The sequence below is a fragment of the Verrucosispora sp. WMMC514 genome (genome assembly GCF_027497295.1).
Lineage (GTDB): Bacteria > Actinomycetota > Actinomycetes > Mycobacteriales > Micromonosporaceae > Micromonospora > Micromonospora palythoicola.
On sequence record NZ_CP114906.1, the window covers coordinates 5,812,438 to 5,826,648 of the forward strand.

10 protein-coding genes are annotated in these 14,211 nt (G+C 74.6%); 5 read left to right on the top strand and 5 right to left on the bottom strand.

Going from position 1 to position 14,211, the window contains the following annotated elements:
* The first annotated feature begins 164 nt into the window (after positions 1–164).
* The 3 genes from O7597_RS26990 (at position 165) to O7597_RS27000 (ending at position 2,985) form a co-directional block, all read left to right on the top strand.
* Positions 165–1,481 carry a hypothetical protein gene (locus tag O7597_RS26990; protein ID WP_269741488.1) on the top strand — a complete coding sequence of 439 codons (1,317 nt, stop codon included), beginning with the start codon at positions 165–167 and terminating at the stop codon, positions 1,479–1,481.
* 208 nt (positions 1,482–1,689) lie between these two features.
* Positions 1,690–2,283 carry a response regulator transcription factor gene (locus O7597_RS26995; protein ID WP_269741489.1) on the top strand — a complete coding sequence of 198 codons (594 nt, stop codon included), beginning with the start codon at positions 1,690–1,692 and terminating at the stop codon, positions 2,281–2,283.
* Between the two features lie 78 nt (positions 2,284–2,361).
* Entirely contained in the window at positions 2,362–2,985 is a 624-nt protein-coding gene (locus O7597_RS27000) for a response regulator transcription factor (protein WP_269741490.1), read from the top strand.
* A 10-nt stretch (positions 2,986–2,995) separates the two neighbouring features.
* Here the strand turns inward: O7597_RS27000 and O7597_RS27005 are convergent, their stop codons facing one another.
* The 4 genes from O7597_RS27005 to lanKC form a co-directional block, all read right to left on the bottom strand.
* Positions 2,996–4,771, bottom strand: coding sequence for an ABC transporter ATP-binding protein (locus tag O7597_RS27005; protein WP_269741491.1), 1,776 nt, complete (start codon positions 4,769–4,771; stop codon positions 2,996–2,998).
* Positions 4,768–6,495, bottom strand: a complete 1,728-nt coding sequence (locus O7597_RS27010) for an ABC transporter ATP-binding protein (RefSeq protein ID WP_269741492.1) — start codon at positions 6,493–6,495, stop codon at positions 4,768–4,770. Before O7597_RS27010 ends, O7597_RS27005 begins: the two co-directional genes overlap by 4 nt.
* Before the next feature lie 73 nt (positions 6,496–6,568).
* Positions 6,569–6,688, bottom strand: a complete 120-nt coding sequence (locus O7597_RS27015) for a SapB/AmfS family lanthipeptide (protein WP_093405935.1) — start codon at positions 6,686–6,688, stop codon at positions 6,569–6,571.
* A gap of 6 nt (positions 6,689–6,694) precedes the next feature.
* A complete protein-coding gene (gene lanKC, locus O7597_RS27020) occupies positions 6,695–9,289 on the bottom strand; it encodes a class III lanthionine synthetase LanKC (protein ID WP_281581094.1) in 2,595 nt (864 codons plus the stop codon).
* A gap of 232 nt (positions 9,290–9,521) precedes the next feature.
* On the opposite strand from lanKC, the gene O7597_RS27025 reads away from it, so the two are divergent.
* Positions 9,522–10,454, top strand: a complete 933-nt coding sequence (locus O7597_RS27025; protein ID WP_269741494.1) for a diacylglycerol kinase — start codon at positions 9,522–9,524, stop codon at positions 10,452–10,454.
* A 108-nt stretch (positions 10,455–10,562) separates the two neighbouring features.
* Here the strand turns inward: O7597_RS27025 and O7597_RS27030 are convergent, their stop codons facing one another.
* A complete protein-coding gene (locus O7597_RS27030) occupies positions 10,563–11,318 on the bottom strand; it encodes an HAD-IA family hydrolase (RefSeq protein WP_269741495.1) in 756 nt (251 codons plus the stop codon).
* Between the two features lie 85 nt (positions 11,319–11,403).
* Between O7597_RS27030 and O7597_RS27035 the strand changes: the two genes are divergently transcribed.
* Positions 11,404–14,181 carry a DEAD/DEAH box helicase gene (locus O7597_RS27035; RefSeq protein WP_269741496.1) on the top strand — a complete coding sequence of 926 codons (2,778 nt, stop codon included), beginning with the start codon at positions 11,404–11,406 and terminating at the stop codon, positions 14,179–14,181.
* Positions 14,182–14,211: the final 30 nt, after the last annotated feature.

A 14,211-nucleotide genomic window follows, 5' to 3' on the forward strand; every position in this document is an offset into this window, starting at 1 on the left:
CTCACGGTCAGCGACCGGGTAAGGGGCTGAATACGATAAGTCGACGTTCCCGGCGAGAGAGAGGCTCTGTGCGTCGTCCGACGTTTCGCCGTCCGCCCGCCGTCCGGCGGGGGCCCGACGCCTCGCCAGCGCGCCCAGCGGTCGCCGTCGCCCGTCTCGCCGTCATGGGAGCCGCCGCCGTGGGCGTCGGCCTGCTCATCGGTGCCCTGTCGAGCGACCCGGCCAGTGCGGACAGCGTCGGTGTGCCCTCGGCCGGCGCGGATCGGCAGGAACGCGAACGTGACCGGCCCACCTCGCCCCTCGACGAACTGGTCACCGGCCTCGTCGAACGCCCGGACGTCCGGCGTTCCGGCGAGGGCCGGAGTTCGACGCGGGGCTTGCCGGTCACCGGTCGGCGGGATGACGACCGTCGTGCCGACGAAGGCGGGGCGCGCGGCGGCCGCCCGGCGCGGCCACCGGCGACCACGCGTACCGGTCGAGTACCGACGCCCGACGGTCCCGTCGACCCGTCACCGGGCAGCCGCTCACCGGCTGACCCGTCCCTGACCAGCGACACACCGGGTCACCGTGCGGTGGCTGCCCGGACGCCGCGCGACGGGTCGTCGAAGGGCTCCGGGCCGGTCGGGCGTACGCCCGTGACGCCGCCGAGCCGGTCGACCGTGCCGATCGTCGGCGACCGGCCTCCGGCGCCGGAGCCGGGCCTGGCGCTGCCGCCCCCGCCGGAGGTCACCCGGCCCGCGACCGGCCTGGTTGCTCCGCCCGTCCCGGGCGACGCCGCGACGGCATTGGCGGCGCTGCCCGCGACGGGCCTTGCGGCGCTGCCCGGGACAGCTTTGACGGCGCTGCCCGCGACGGGCCTTGCGGCGCTGCCCGGGACAGCTTTGGCGGCGCTGCCCGCGACGGAAGCCGTCGTCGTGCTGTCGCAGGCTGTTCTGCGACCGGTGCTGGTCGCGGCCGTCGCGGTGGTGGGCTCCGGGGTGGCAACGGTAACGACGCCGCTCACGCAGCTCCCGGACCTGGTCACCGGCACACTTCCCGTGCTGCCGCCAGGTTCCGCTGCCGGGCCGTACACCGGGGGTGAACCGACGTCGTGGACGTCGGTCACCGCCCCTGTCGCGGGTGTGCCGCCGCCGGCTCGATCGCTGGCACCTGATCCGCCGCCCGCGGCACCGAGGGCCACACCGCCGCACGAGGTGACGCCGGCTGTTCCCGTGGCCGGGGTGTCGCTCGGCTGGCCTCGGTTCTCCGCCGGCACCCCGGAAGCCGGATCCGGGTTGACGCAGTCACCGACCCGCCTACCGCAGCGTCCTCATCCGCCCGCTGGCGACGGTGTCACCGGAGCCGACGGCGGCCCCGCACCACTGCGGGGAATGGTCCTCGACGGGTGCCAGGTGCCGCCGACAGTCAACGCTCGGACCGATGTCCCCGCGCCCCGCAGGTACGCGGGCCGTTTCCCCGGCGTGAGCGCCCGACCCGGCTGAGTCCGCCCTGACCCGCCCGCGCCGCCGGGATTCCACCGGCTGGTCGCCCGGCGTGGTCGTACGGGTGCCCGGGGCCGTCGTGCAGCCGACGTCCCACGGGCCGGGCCCAGTCCGTTCGCGCGGGGCCGACCTGCGTGGTCCCGTCCAGGGGACCGGCAGTCGCCGCGCCGCGCGTACCTCAGATCGGAGCTACGTGGTGATCCGCGTTGTGATTGGCGAAAGTATGGGGCTGCTGCGCAGTGCGTTGTGCGCGGCGCTGGCGGGTGAGGCGGACATCGAGGTCGTCGCCGAGGCGACGGGCATCGGTGACCTGCCCGCGTTGGTGCGTCGACACCTGCCGGACGTGGTGCTCGTGGATCTGGCGTCGGGTGTTCCCGAGCCGGTGGCGGTGATCTCCGAGATCATCGGGGCGGCACCCGCGACAGCGGTGCTGGCCCTCAGTGACCGGTGGAGCCGGGGCCTGGTGACGGAGGCGTTGACGGCCGGAGCGCAGGGGTTGGTCGGCAAGGACGAGCCGCTGCACGAGCTGGTCCGGACGGTGCGGGCGCTCGCGGCGGGGGAACGGGTCATCGACGTGGCCGCCGCCGCGACGGCGCTGCGTCCCGCCACGGGCCCGCTGACGCCTCGGGAGGCCGAGGTGCTGCGGATGGCCGCCGAGGGGCTGCCGCTCAAGGAGATCGCCCACCGGCTGTTCCTGGCGCACGGCACGGTGCGTAACCACCTGTCGGCGATCATGCGCAAGACCGGCGCCCGCAACCGGATGGAGGCGGTCCTGCTCGCGCGCCGTGACGGCTGGATGTGACCGTGGCTGGGGTCGCCGCCCGGCGGCCCCAGCCCACCACCGCCCGCCGACGGGCGGAACCAGCCGGGGCGTGTTTGAATGCTGACGGTCCGTGATCCAGCCGACGAGTTCGGAGAGCCTGCGGTGATCCGTACCCTGCTCGCTATCGACGGTGCCCTGGTTCGGGGTGCCCTGTCCTTCGTGCTCGCCGCGGAGGACGACATCAGCGTGGTGGCGGAGGTGGCCCGGGGTGACGTGGTCACCTGGACGATCCGTAGCCGTCGGCCGGACGTCGCGGTGGTCGACCTCGACCTCGTCGAGGGGCTGCCGGCGACCGGCTGCTGTCCGCTGCTGGTGCTCGCCGAGCCGCGTCGGGCCGGGAGCCTGTACCGGACGCTCACCCCGTCCCGAACCGTCGGCGTCCTCGGCAGCGACGTTCCGCCGCACCGGGTGGTCGACGGGATCCGCCGGCTGTCCCGTGGCGAGCCGGTGGTCGACGCGGATCTGGTGCTGGCAGCGCTGCACCGGGAGAACCCACTCACTGCGCGTGAGGCGCAGATCCTCGACCTGACCGCCGGCGGCGCGCCGGTCGCCGAGGTGGCTGGTTCGCTCGGTCTGGCCCCTGGGACCGTCCGTAATCATCTCGGCCGGATCATCCGGAAGACGGGCGGGCGCACCCGAGTCGAGGCGGTCCAGGTGGCCCGCGACGCCGGCTGGATCTGACCGCCGAAGGTCAGCCGCGGGGCGCGGCGACCCGGTCGGCGGTACGGTCGGCGCCGCCGCCCGCCGCCGCCACACCGTCCCAGTGCCCGACCAGGTCGCGGTAGCCGGGCGAGCGGGCCAGCAGTTCCTGATGGCTGCCGTCCAGCGGTCCGTCCTCGTCGAACACCAGCACCCGTCGGGCGCGGACGGCGGAACTGATCCGGTGGGCGATGACGACCAGGGTGCCCGGTCGTCGGGCGAAGGCCGACTCGACGGTGGCCTCCAGCGTCGGGTCCAGGTGACAGGTCGCCTCGTCCAGGATGACCAGCGGGGCGGGGGCCAGGTAGGCGCGTACGGCGGCGACAAGTTGCCGTTCACCGGCGGAGAGCGTGGTCGGGTCGATCGTGGCGGCGAGGCCGCCGAGCCGCCGCGCGAGAGCGTCGGCACCGAGCCGGGCCAGCGCGGTCTCGACGGCCCTGTCGTCGGCGTCCGGACTCAGGTAGCGGAGGTTGTCGGCCAGGGAACCGGTGAACACGTACGCCTCCTGCGGCACGAGCACCCGTAGCGCGGCCAGGTCCGTTCGACCGAGGGGGGCCACCGGGCGACCGGCGAGACGGACCGTGCCGCGTTCCGGCTCGATCAGCCCGGCGACCAGCCCGGCCAGGGTGGACTTGCCGGTGCCGCTGGGTCCCACCACCGCCAGATGTTCTCCCTCGGGCAGGGTCAGCGAGAAGCCGGCCAGGATCGGCCGGGCACCGGGCCCGTACCGGAAGGTCAGGTCGGACAACCGGACCGCCGGGGTGCCGCCCGCCGGGTCCGGGCCGGGGGTGGCCGCCCGGTCGCGCCGCGACGGGGGCCGGCAGGTGCGCAGGATCCGTTCCAGGGTGACGGCGTAGCGCAGCCCTCCACCACCGAGCCCCTGCACCAGGGCGTGCAGCGCGGGTTGCAGGCTGGTGGTGACGTAGACCAACGCGCCGAGCACCGCGCCGGTGGTCAGTCCGCGCCGCACCAGCCACGGCGCGGCGAGCAGCAGGACCACCACCGGCAGCCAGCCGCCCAGGCCGAGGCTCAAGCTGCGTAGCGCGGACATCCGGGCCAGCGTCCGCTCGGCGTCGGCGTGGTCGCCGACCCTGCGGTCGACCTCGGCCACCGTGCGTTCCTCGGCACCGCAGGCGAGCACGTCGCGGTGACCGGTCAGCGCGGTCGCCGCCGACCGGCCGAGCGCCTCGCCGGCTCGCACCTGGGTCCGCTGGTGCGCCAGCATCGACGGGAGCGCGGCGGCGAAGACGACAAGCCCCACGAGCAGCGGGGCCGCCACCAGCGCCGCGACCGTGGCATCCAGGGCCAGCAGGCCGAGCAGGGCCGCTCCGGCGGTGAACAGGAAGCCGCGTACCACCATGACCAGGCCACCGAAGGTGTCCCGGACGATCTCCACGTGGTGGGTGAGGCGGGCCACCGGAGCGCTGTCCGGGTGAGCGCCGGTCCGGGTGGCGTCGTGCAACGCGCCGTGGACCACCAGACGGGCCAGCTCGTCGCGGAACGGTTCCACCACGTCACCCAGGCTCCGGTAGACGCGCCCGGTCGCCGCCGCGCCGAGCAGGACGGCCACCGCGAGTCCGCCGAGCCAGGCCACGCCGGTGGTGAACCGGCCGGCCAGGAAACCCTGGTCGACGGCGCGGGCGACGAGCAGCCCGGCGAGCAGCGCCGGCAGGGACTCCACCGCCGACCAGGCGGCGAGCCGGCCGACGTCCCGGCGACGGGCCCGCAACGCCCGCCACGTCGTCCGACCAACGCCCGGACCGATCACCGGGGGACACCGTCCTCCGCGAACACCGCCCGGTAGTCCGGGTCCGTCCAGAGTCGCCGATGCGGGGCCAACGCGCGCAGCCGACCGGCGTCGAGCCAGGCGACCAGGTCGGCCGCGGCGGCCGTCGCCACCCGGTGGGTGACCACCAGGCGGGTACGCCCTGCGTCCCGGCCGGTCAAGGCGCGGGTGATCCGATGTTCGGTGGCGGTGTCCAGGCTGGACGTGGCGTCGTCGAGGATGAGCAGCCGCTCGGCGTGGAACGCGCGAGCCAACCCGAGGCGCTGGGTCTCACCTCCGGACAGCGGTGCGTCCACGGTCCGGGTGCGGAACCCGTCGGGCAGCCGGGCCACCACCCCGTCGATCTGCGCGGACCGGGCCGCCGCCAGCACGGCGGCGGTGGCCGGCGCACCGGTCGAGGGCGGCCGGGCCGACCGTTCCGGCAGACCGAGCCCGATCGCGTCGTGCACCGTCTCACCGACCAGCACCGGACGGTCGAAGGCGTGACCGACCGCCCGACGCAGCGCGGCCCGGTCGAGGCGGGCCAGTGGTACCCCGTCCAACAGCACCTCGCCGCTGTCCGGGTCGTACAACCGCCCGGCCACGGCGGCGAGGGCGGACTTGCCGGCCCCGGAACGCCCGACCACGGCCACCGTGCGACCGGCGGGCACGTCCAGGTCGATGGCGTCCAGGACCGCCCGGTCGTCGGCGCGGACACCGACCCCGCGCAGCCGCAGGTGACCGCCGCCGGGCGGCAACGGCTCGTTGCCACCGGGACGCACCGGACAGGACAGCGGCTCGGCGATCCGGCGGGCCGCTGCCCGGCTACGGACCAGCCGGTTGAGGGTGGCCAGCACCGCACCCAGCCCGGCGCCGAGCGCGGCGTACTGCACGGCGGCGACCAGTTGGCCGGCGGTGAGCCAGCCGACGCTCAGCGCGTACCCGCCGACGGCGACGACGGCGACCTGGAGCAGCGGTGCCACGGCCGCGACGCGGGCGTTGGCCCGGGCCAGCAACCGCCAGCCGGACCGGCCGTGGCCGCGCAGGTCGGGCAACGCCGCCAGCACCCGGTCGCACTCGAGGTCGGTGGTGCCGGCCGCGGCGATGGTACGGGCACCACCGAGTGCCTCCTGCAGCCGGCCGGCGATCGCCCCGAGCACCCGCTGGTACGCGGTGACAACCGCCGAGGCGTCGGTGACGAACGTGGCCATGAGGACGGTCAGCACGGCCAGCCCGGCGAGGAGAGTGAAGCCGAGCACGGGCTCCAGCAGGAACAGCGCCACGACGCTGCCCAGCGGCGGCAGGACGGCGATCCCGCCGAGTGCCACGGCGTTGCCGGCCTGCCCGGTGTCGGCGGCCTGTCCGGCCAACCGGCCGACCAGGTCACCGACCGGAAAACGGCGCACGGCCCGGACGTCCAGCGCGAACAGGTGCCGCAGCAGCCTCCGGCGGAGCCGGGCCGTGGCCCGGGCGGCGCCGTACCCGCCAGCCAGGTCACCGAGGACGTCGGTGACCAGCAGGACGACGACGAGGAGGCAGGCGACCAGCGGCCATCGGTGGGCGGCGTCACCACCGACGGCGGCGTCCACGGCCAGCCCCAGCACCGCGGGCAGGGCCAGTTCGGCGGCGGCACCGGCCAGCGCCACCACCACCAGCGTGACGGTCCAGCCGCCACCGTCTCGGACCACCCGGAACAGCAGGCGGTCCGCGCCGGCCAGCGTTCGCATCGGTCCTCCCGGTCGTACGGCGTGGCCCTGGACGGTCAGGTAACCGTCCAGGGCCTCGCGTGGTGCGGTCCGATCAGTTGCAGGTCGTCACGGACAGCGAGCTGTCGCCGCAGAGCAGCAGGCTCGCCCGGCTACCACCGCCGGTCCGGTCGGCCGGAGCCGCCTCCAGTCCCTGAAGGTCGAGGAGCGCCATGTCGTGTCACCTCCCATCGGGCGTCGGGGTCAGGGTCGCCCCCGCTGTCGCGGGGGAGTCCGGTGCGCCGGTGAGGGGCGCGAGGAAGGGCAGGGTCGTCGGGGCGTCACGTCGGGTGGTGGCCAGCGCCAGCAGGACGCCCGCGGTGCCGGTGGCCAGGTCCATGGACAGCCGTAGCAACTGCTCGCCGGGGAAGGCGGTGCCGTCCCGGTACGGCAGGGCGTGCCAGCCCAGCCGCCGGACCTGGCCCTCCATCTCGTGGCGCAGCTGCGTGTCGTCACGGTGGGCGGCGAGGTAGGCGATGATGCCGGCCCGCCCGGCGAAGAGACCGGACTGCGCGTAGAACGGCGACCGGGCGGCGCGACGCACCCCGGCGCTCGCCTCGGCGAACTGCTCGTCGCCGCGGTGGCGCAGGTACTGGTCGAGGACGAGCCCGATGCCGACGCTGCCCTGGCCCAGGTAGGGCATGGTGCGCCAACCCTCGTTGACCTCCAGCGCGCCGTCGGGTCGGACCACGCAGCGGCGCAGGTCCTGCCGCAGCGCGGTGGCGGCGTGGTCGAGCAGGTCCGGATCGCCGGTCAGCTCGTACAGACGCACCAGCAGCAGCGCCGCGCCGGTCCGGCCGCGCAGCAGCCCGGCGTACGGGTGTCGCCCGCCGCTGACCTCGCCGCCGGGGTCGTCGGCGAGCCGTTCCACCAACTCTCCGGTGACCTGCCAGGCCGCCTCCCGCAGCGCCGGTTCACCGGTACGCCCGCCCAGCTCGGCCAGGTTCAGGGCGATGCCGGCCAGCCCGCCGGCAAGACTGTGGTCCAGCCCGGTCGTCGACTCGCGGAGGCAGATGTCGAGCACGTCGAGCGCGTCCTGCCGGCGACCGAGCACCTCCAGGGCGTACGCGACGCCGTGCAGGCCGTCGTAGAAGCCGCACCGGGTGCCCGACGGCGGTGAGGTGGCCTGGCGGACCAGCCACTGCTCGTGTTCCGGCCACCGCCCGGCGCCGCCCTGGTGCAACGCGTACAGCACGCCGGCCGCGCCGTGGGCGAGGTTGAGCCCGCCGCTGCGGAACTGCTCGATGTCACCGGGGAACAGCCGGTCGGTGCGGGCGGGCGTGGCGCTGGTCAGGATGGCGCGGGCCAGCCGGTCCCGGTCGACGGAGGGGACGTCGGTGGTGGGTGGGACGCGGTTCCCGGGCTCGGCGTCCGCAGCGGTGATCTCCGCTACCGCCGCGTCGAGGAAGTCTCTCGGCACCGGGAAGGCGTCGGCGATGATGTCGGCCAGGTGTGCCGCCTTCGCCGGGACGAGGCGGACCAGCTGGGTCAGCGGCAGGAACAGGGCCAGCCGCAGGCAGGCCAGGGCGTAGTGGTCGACGGCCACGCCGGTGCGTCCCCGGGGCGCGGCGAAGCCCTGGTTGCGCAGGCCCGGCCGGCGGTGCCCGTCGACCGGGGCGGCCACCTCGAAGTCGACCAGCGCGACCCGGTCGTCCGGACGCAGCATGATGTTGAACAGGTGCAGGTCGCCGTAGACCAGGCCGCGCGCGTGGATCGCCCGGACGACCTCGTCGACCTGGCGGTGCACGTCCAGCGCCCAGCTCGCGTACGCGGCGCGGTCGTCGTCGGTGGCGTCGGCGTCGATCAGCGGGTAACGGTCGACCAGGACCTTGTTCAGCGGGCGGCCCTCGATGAACTCCAGGGCGAGGAACCGGTGGTCACCGAGGGCGAACTCGTCGTGCACCCGCGGCACCTGCGGCAGGTCGGCGAGCTGGCGCAGGACGGCGGCCTCCCGGGCGAGCCGGGTGACGGCGTCGGTGCCGTCGGCGTCCAGGCCGGCGTGCGGCCGGGCCTCCTTGAACACCAGCTGGGTGTCGGTGCGCCGGTCGCGTCCGACGTACAGGCCGCCACCGTTGGAGAAGTGGATGACCTTCTCGATCTGGTAAGGGACCTCGTCGGTGCTGGTCGCGTTGCGCGCGGCCAGGTGCGGCGCGAGGAAGTCGGGCAGCGCCACCCAGGACGGCAGGTGGAAGACCGGGTCGCGGCGGTCCGGCACCAGCGTGCCGGTCTCGTCCTCGACCGCCGGGACCACCTGGCCGTCGGGGGAGTGGCAGTACCGGGCGGCGAAGCCGCCGTAGCGGACGTACACCGGCCCGGCGGCGTACCGCAGGTCGCTGAGGATGTACGGGCCGGCCTCGCCGGTGAGCAGCTCGTCGAGTTCCTTGCAGACCAGTTCGAGTTCGGCGTCGTCGCGAGGGTAGACGGTCACGAACTTGCCGCTGGCGGCCCGGGCAGCGTACTTGGAGTTGCGCAGCAGCAGGGTGCGGGGGCCGCGCAGGAACTTGAACGACAGGCCCCGGGGTACGCAGTAGTCCCAGACGGTGTCCAGCACCCGGTCGGCGTTGGCGACCGTGGCCGACACGTGCACCTTCCAGCCCTGCTGCGGCAGGCGCTCGCCGTCCGGGGCGTGGATGAGCCAGTCGTCGAGCGACTCCCGGCGCCAACCCGCCGGCAGCGGCCGGGTCGCCGCGGGGAAGGTGGGCTGCGCGACGGCGCTGCCGAGGGAGTCGTAGAACAGCGGGTCGGCGGCGCAGTAGCTGTCGTAGCGCTCGTCCACTGTGTCGCCTCCCGTCCGCCTGTCGGCTGTGGTCCTGTCGATGGATTCGAGTCTGTCCGTTCGGCCTATGGCGTCCCTAGTGTTTTCAGTCATGGAGATGAATGCGTGCCGCACGACCGGTCGTGACAAATGACAGTTGCGGCGTAGCGGCGGGACTGTCCGGTTTCGCCCCGCCGGCGCGAGCCGCCGCCGGGTCGGCACCGTCGCACCCGGGCCGGTCCGGGCGGGTACGGTGCTGGCCGTGACCTCAGACGATCACCCTTGGGTGCCCGGCGGACCGGTCGCCGTGCTGACCAACCCGTCCGCCGGCCGTGGCCGGCACCGAGGACTGCTGCCGGACCTGCTGGACGGGCTCGCGGCCGCCGACCGGCCGGTGCGGCTGCTGCGGGCCGGCAGCGCGGTCGAGGCCGAGGCGGCCTGCCGGGCCGCCGTGGCGGAGGGGATCGGCGCCCTGGTCGCGGTGGGTGGCGACGGCACGGTGCACCGGGCGATGCAGGCTGTCGCCGGCACCCCGGTGCCGTTCGGGCCGGTGCCGGCGGGTACCGGCAACGACTTCGCGGTGGAGACCGGGTTCCCGGCCGATCCCCGGGCGGCCGTCGACGTCATCGCGGCGGCGCTGCGCGAGGGACGCAGCCGGCCGGTCGACCTGGCCCGGATGACCGGGGCCGACGGCACGGCCCGCTGGTACGGCGCGGTGCTGGCGGCCGGCTTCGACGCGATCGTCAACGAGCGGGCCAACCGGATGCGCTGGCCGCGCGGTCCACGCCGCTACGACCTGGCCATCCTGGTCGAGCTGGCCAAGCTACGGCCACGGCGGTACACCCTCACCCTCGACGGCGAGCGGATCGAGGTCGACGCGGTCCTGGTGGCGGTCGGCAACGGCGCCAGCTACGGCGGCGGGATGCGGATCTGCCCCGACGCGGACCCGACCGACGGCCTGCTCGACGTGGTGGTCGGCGGCCGGTTCGACCGACGTACCCTGATCCGGGTCAAGCCGCGCATCTACGCCGGCACCCACGTCACCCACCCGCTGGTGCGCACCTACCAGGCCCGCACCGTCACCCTCGCCGCCCACGGCATCACCACCTACGCCGACGGCGAACGCTCCCTCCCCCTCCCGCTGACCGTCACCGCCACCCCCGCCGCCCTGCACCTCCTCCGCTGACCGCGGGCCCCGTGATCATGCATCTGTGGCACACGACAAAAGGTGCATAGCCGGGCTAATCGGGTGCCACAACTGCATGATCGCGGGTCGGAGGGTGGGTGGGGTGTGTCAGGGGGTGGGGAGGAGGTCGAGGACGGTGCCGAGGGAGTTGGGGCGGCCGGGGTCGGCGGCGGGGAGGATCAGTGCCGCGCAGCCGGCGGCGACGGCACCGGCGTCGGCGGGGGAGTCGCCGACCATGAGCGCCTCCTCGGGGTCGACGCCGAGCAGGCCGCAGGCCCGCCAGAAGATCGCCGGGTCGGGCTTGCACCGGCCCACCTCGTACGACAGCACGTGGGCGTCGACCAGTTCGGCAAGTCCCCAGGCGTCGAAGAGGGGCCGGATGTCGAAGCCGATGTTGCTGACCACGGCCACCCGGACGTCGGCGGCCCGCAGGGCGGCGAGGGTCGGCGCGGCGTCGGGGTAGGGCACCCAGCCCTGCGGCACCAGCAGCCGTTCGTACAGCGCCTCGGCGAAGCCCTCGATGCCGGCGTCGACGGTGTCGGCCAGCCCGGTGTAGGCGCCCCGGTGGGCGTGCTCGTAGAGATCCCGGTCGGCCCAGAGCTCGGCCAGGTGCGGCGGTACCCGGGCGGGCAGCGGCCCACCGGCGCGGCCGGCGGTGAGCAGCCGGTCGGCCAGGGCGGTCGCGCGCGCCCGGTCCAGGTCCACGCCGCATGCCGACGCGGCGGCCAGCACCCACTGGCCGGCCTCCTCCACCTGCGCGAGGGTGCCGTGGAAGTCGAACAGCACCGCCCGCACCCGCCGACGGGAGGGGCCCCGATCGTCGATGTCGGGTACGGGGCTGGTCGGTTCGGCATGATCCGGCACGTGGTGCACCCTACCGACCCACTCGGACCGCCCCGGCGCTCGGCCTTGCCCGATGCCAGTCGGGGGCAGGCACTAATCTTGGGGCATGTCGAGCCCCGCCGAGCGGTACGCCGCGGCGCGCCGCCGGGCCGCCCAGGCCTCACAGTTCCCGGCGCTTGAAGAGTTCACCTCCGATCTGGGGTTCGATCTCGACGACTTCCAGCGGGAGTCCTGCCAGGCCTTGGAGCGGGGCAGCGGCGTCCTGGTGTGCGCGCCGACCGGTGCCGGCAAGACCGTGGTCGGCGAGTTCGCCGTACACCTGGCGTTGCGGGGTGCGCCCGGGCGGCCGGAACCGGCCGACGGGGCCCGGCGCAAGTGCTTCTACACCACGCCGATCAAGGCGCTGTCGAACCAGAAGTACCACGACCTGGTCGACCGGTACGGCGCCGCGCAGGTGGGGCTGCTCACCGGCGACAACGCCATCAACGGCGACGCCCCGGTGGTGGTGATGACCACCGAGGTGCTGCGCAACATGCTGTACGCCGGCTCGGCCACCCTCGAAGGCCTGGCGTACGTGGTGATGGACGAGGTGCACTACCTGGCCGACCGGTTCCGTGGCGGGGTGTGGGAGGAGGTCATCATCCACCTGCCCGCCTCGGTGACCCTGGTGTCGCTGTCGGCGACGGTCTCCAACGCCGAGGAGTTCGCCGACTGGTTGATCACCGTCCGGGGCGAGACCACCGTGGTGGTCAGCGAGCACCGGCCGGTGCCGTTGTGGCAGCACATGCTGGTCGGCAAGCGGATGTTCGACCTGTTCCACGACGCCGCCGCCGCCCGCAAGCACGACGTGCACCCGGAGCTGCTGCGCTACACCCGCGACACGGTACGCCGGCTGGATCTCGGCGAGGGCCGCTCCGCCGGCTTCGGTGCCGGCCGGCGCGGTCCCCGCTGGCGCGGGCCGCTGCGCCCCGACATCGTCGACCGGCTGGACCGCGAGGGACTGCTGCCGGCGATCCTGTTCATCTTCAGCCGGGCCGGCTGCGACGCCGCGGTGCAGCAGTGCCTCGCCGCCGGGCTGCGGCTCACCTCGCCCGAGGAGCGGGCGGAGATCCGCCGGGTGGTGGAGTCCCGGGTCACCGCGATCCCCGGCGAGGACCTGTCGGTGCTCGGCTACTGGGAGTGGCTCGACGGGCTGGAGCGCGGGCTGGCCGCGCACCACGCCGGGATGCTGCCGGCGTTCAAGGAGGTGGTTGAGGAGCTTTTCGTCCGTGGGCTGGTCAAGGCGGTCTTCGCCACCGAGACCCTCGCGCTGGGCATCAACATGCCGGCCCGCTGCGTGGTGCTGGAACGCCTGGTCAAGTACAACGGCGAGGCGCATGTCGACCTGACCCCGGGGGAGTACACCCAGCTCACCGGGCGGGCCGGGCGCCGGGGCATCGACGTGGAGGGGCACGCCGTGGTGGTGTGGTCTCCGGAGACCGACCCCCGGCACGTGGCCGGTCTGGCCTCCACCCGCACGTACCCGCTGCGGTCCAGCTTCCGACCGTCGTACAACATGGCGGTGAACCTGGTCGGCAGCGTCGGCGCGGAACCGGCCCGGGCGCTGTTGGAGTCGTCGTTCGCGCAGTTCCAGGCGGACCGCTCGGTGGTCGGGCTGGCCCGGCAGGTGCAGCGCAACACCGAGACCATCGAGGCGTACGGCGTGGAGGCGGAGTGCCACCACGGCGACTTCGACGAGTACTTCGCGCTGCGCGTCGCCATCGCCGACCGGGAACGGGCCATCGCCCGGCAGGGGCAGAGCCAGCGCCGGGCGGCGGCGGTGGCGGCCCTGGAGCGGCTGCGGGTGGGTGACGTGATCCGGGTGCCGTCCGGGCGGCGGGCCGGCCTGGCCGTGGTGCTCGACCCGGCGGCCGGCGGCTTCAGCGAGCCGCGCCCGCTGGTGCTCACCCAGGACCGCTGGGCCGGCCGGATCAGCCCCGGCGACTTCACCACGCCGGCCGAGGTGCTGGCCCGAATCCGGGTGCCCAAGCACTTCAACCACCGCAACCCGGCCGCCCGGCGGGACCTGGCTGCCCAGGTCAGCGGCACCGGGCTGGACCGGCACTCCCGCCGGGGGGCCCGAGGCCGGCAGTCGGGGGAGGACCACCAGCTCAGTCAGTTGCGCACCGAACTGCGTCGGCACCCCTGCCACGCCTGCCCGGAGCGGGAGGAGCACGCCCGCTGGGCCGAGCGCCGTCGCCGGTTGGAACGCGACACCGAGGAGCTGCGGCAGCGGGTCGCCGGCCGGACCGGGTCGTTGGCGCGTACCTTCGACCGGATCGTCGCGCTGCTCACCGCGCGCGGCTACCTCGCCACCGACGGCGCCGTCACCGACGCCGGCCGGATGCTCGGGCGGATCTGGACGGAGGCGGACCTGCTCGTCGCGGAGTGCCTACGGCGCGGCGTCTGGGACGGGCTGTCCCCGGCCGAACTTGCCGCCGCGGTGTCGGTGGTGGTCTTCGAGGCCCGCCGCGACGTCGACGAACGGGCCTCGCTGCCGCGCGGCGCGGTGGCCGAGGCGGTCGACGCGACCCTCAAGCTGTGGAGCGAGATCGAGGCCGAGGAGGCGTCGCGCGGGTTGGCCGTCACCCGCGAGCCGGATCTGGGTTTCGCCTGGCCGGTCTACCGCTGGGCCCGGGGCGAGGCGCTGGCGAAGGTGCTGACCAGCGGGCAACTCGACGGCGAGATGCCGGCCGGTGACTTCGTCCGCTGGGCCCGCCAGGTGGTGGACCTGCTCGGCCAGCTCGCCGACTCCGGTGGTGCCTCGACGGAGCTTCGCGCCACCGCTCGCCAGGCGATAAAGGACGTCAACCGGGGTGTGCTGGCGTACCACTCACCGGCCTGAGCCGGCCGCGACGGCGGCCGGTCGACCCTC